Source organism: Barnesiella sp. CU968, assembly GCF_905219685.1.
Taxonomy (GTDB): Bacteria; Bacteroidota; Bacteroidia; order Bacteroidales; family Muribaculaceae; genus Lepagella; species Lepagella muris_A.
Genome location: NZ_CAJMXD010000327.1, coordinates 1 through 3,243, shown reverse-complemented (window position 1 = coordinate 3,243; position 3,243 = coordinate 1). Strand labels below are relative to the sequence as shown.

2 protein-coding genes are annotated in these 3,243 nt (G+C 42.4%); both read right to left on the bottom strand.

The annotated features are described in order from the left end of the window. Positions 1-1,021 (bottom strand): galactokinase (gene galK, locus JX312_RS10955; protein ID WP_204458024.1); only part of this gene is annotated, 1,021 nt, incomplete at its 3' end. Positions 1,022-1,127: 106 nt separating this feature from the next. Continuing rightward, positions 1,128-3,243 (bottom strand): glycoside hydrolase family 2 TIM barrel-domain containing protein (locus tag JX312_RS10950; RefSeq protein ID WP_204458023.1); only part of this gene is annotated, 2,116 nt, incomplete at its 5' end.

Below are 3,243 nucleotides of genomic sequence, written 5' to 3'. Positions count from 1 at the left end.
TTACGAGATTTATGGTACAGCCACCGAAGCCGCCCCCCATTATACGGGAGCCAGTGACACCACATTCTTTTGCCACTTCATTGAGGAAGTCCAATTCTTCGCAGCTCACTTCGTAGTCCTCAGAAAGCCCCTTATGAGTCTCATACATCTTCTGTCCTACAGTCGTATAGTCACTGGCAACCAATGCGTCACAAACTGCGAGTACACGGTCTTTTTCCTCAATGACGAACTTGGCACGGAAGTAATCCTCTGCAGTAATGTCGGTGCGGATTGCCTTTAGCATATCCATTGTTGCATCACGCAGAGTTTCGATACCGAGGCGTTTTGCCACACGCTCGCACGACTGGCGACGCTTATTGTATGGAGAATCGGCGAGTTCATGTTTTACCACTGAGTCAACGAGCACCAGTTTATAACCTTCGGGATTGAATGGATAGTATTCAAATTCCATTGAGCGGCAGTCAAGACGCATGAGTTTCCCTTTCTGTCCCATTACAGAAGCGAATTGATCCATAATTCCACAATTCACGCCGCAGTAGTTGTGTTCCGTTGATTGACCGATTTTCGCAAGTTCAAACTTGTCGATATTATTCTCATTGAACATATCGTTGATTGCGAAAGCGAAACAGCTTTCGAGTGCAGCCGAGGAACTGAGTCCGGCTCCAAGAGGAACATTTCCTGCAAAAACTGCATCGAACCCCTTGACTGTACCACCACGTTTGAGTATTTCACGGCATACACCAAAGATGTAGCGTGCCCAGCTTTCCTTAGGAGCATCTTCCTCATTAAGACCAAACTCTGCTTTCTCGTTAAGATCAAGAGAGATTACACGAACACAGTCTGATTCATTTGGCTTGATTTCAGCCATTATCACCTTGTCAATAGCTCCGGGAAATACGAAGCCTCCGTTGTAATCTGTATGCTCGCCGATTAGATTGATACGTCCTGCTGAGGCATAGAATGTTCCACCGTTACCAAACAAACCGGTGAATTTTTTGTGAATTTTTTCTGTTAGTTCCATATGTGATTAATTTTTTTCTTGGAATTTTAAAAATTGAGGGAGGAAAAGAATACCCCCCCTCAATCAAACCTTAAACAATCTTTTTTACCTTATCATCCTGATATCACTATCTAACAGGAATAGTTATTATTCCATCTTTTATACCTTTTGCGGAAGCCTTCAATGTCACATTGCCAGTCTTTTTTGCAGAGCGGATAATAGCAGTGGCAGCTCCACTAAATAGTTTCATTTCTGGTTTTTGGAATGACATTAAACATGTAGGATCGCCATTGGCAGTAGCCTCAAATGAGCCATTACCGGTTACTTCAAATTTGACTAAGCGATTATCAGTAGGAATAATATTCCCATCTTTATCGGCCACTTGTACAGTAATATAAGCGAGATCATCTCCATTTGCATTCAATTCTGTACGATGAGATGTAAGAACAATATGATGAGGTTTACCAGCCGTGCGTATAACCTCCTCTGCCACCGCATTGCCCTTGTCATCGTAGGCCACCACTTTAACTTCTCCCGGTTCGTACACAATCTCATCCCAAATTAGCCTGTATCGGTTCATTAGCTTGGACGCATCTTCGGCTCGATGTTGAAGTGTATAGTCATTATACTCTTTCCATCCATCACGTATCCTGCTTGCCTCAATTGAGGTATCTTTTTTGCGTCGGCCCTGTGATTTATCATTAATAAAAAGTTCGGCTTCTGGATATGACGTGTAAACCATGACAGGAGTTATCTTGCCCTCGCGTCCAGCCCAATTCCAATGGGGTAGGATATGAAGCGTAGGACTATCCTTGCGCCACTGTGAGCGGTAGAGATAGAAGATGTCTTTTGGCAGACTTGCCAAATCGAATATGCCAAACATGCTTGAATGGTTGGGCCATGCATCAGTATCATAAGGAGATGGTTCTCCAAGGTAATCAAATCCAGTCCATACAAATTGACCTATCATCCAAGGGAAATCATCATCTGCCGCAAAATCAAAGTCTGGGATGTTGCTCCAACTACAGTATTCAGTTCCATAAGATGATGATTGGTGGCTCTCGTATTTCATATCTGCCACAGGTATCACCGGGAACATATATTGCCCTCGTGAAGATACTGTAGATGCAGTTTCACTACCGAGTATAAGTTTTTGCGGAAGACGCCTATATGCCATCTGATAATACTGTGGTTTATAATTAAATCCCGGAATATCAAGTGCCGCCGCGTAGCCATTATCCAAAACGGAACCAATTTGATCCATGCCACAAGTCACAGGTCGTGTAGCATCAAGTCTATGTACAAGACTTTGAAGCATAAGTAATTCGTCCATTCCAGGCTTTCCCCATTGAGAAGGGACTTCATTACCTATTGACCACATAACTACAGAAGGATTTGAACGATACTGTTTTACCATATTCGTTACATCCCGTTGTGCCCATTCATTAAAAAATTTACCGTAGCCATTTTCGGATTTAGGACGAAAACCCCAGTCATCGAAAGGCTCAACCATAAGCATCATGCCCATTTCGTCACAGATTCGTACAAGTTCCGGAGCAGGCATATTATGAGCGGTTCGTATTGCATTGGCTCCCATCTCTTTCAGTAACGACACTTGATGGCGTAAAGCAGATTCATTTACCGCAGCTCCGAGAGGTCCGAGATCATGATGATTACATACACCTTTGAATTTTGTTGGTATATCATTAAGGAAGAAACCTTTATTCGGTATATATTCTAATTTACGGATACCAAAACGGGTTTCATATGTATCAACTACATTACCATCAACAGAAAGTTGAGTCTTGGCTATATATAAATTAGGAGTTTCAGGTGACCACAAAGCAGGATTTTTGACTATGAACTTTTGAGACAACTCCTGTCCACGGGCATAATATTTTGTCGCATCTTTAGCTACTTCAACACCTTCCGGTGAAAAAATAGTTGTAGATACATCTACGGTTTCTCCATAAGGAGATTGGTCAAACTGCCTCACTCCGTCAATTTCCATAACAAGATTGACTGAAGCGTAATCTTCTTTTATGTCCGGTGTGGTAATGTATGTACCCCATACTGGGATATGTACTCGATTGGTTTTTATCAAGTGTACATTACGATACAATCCTGCTCCGGGATACCATCTTGATTGTTTGTCAAAGTTCTGTAATGTTACCACCAAATCATTGTGACCAAGTCTGACGAGTGAGTCTATGCCGACATAAAACGAATTGTATCCGTATGGC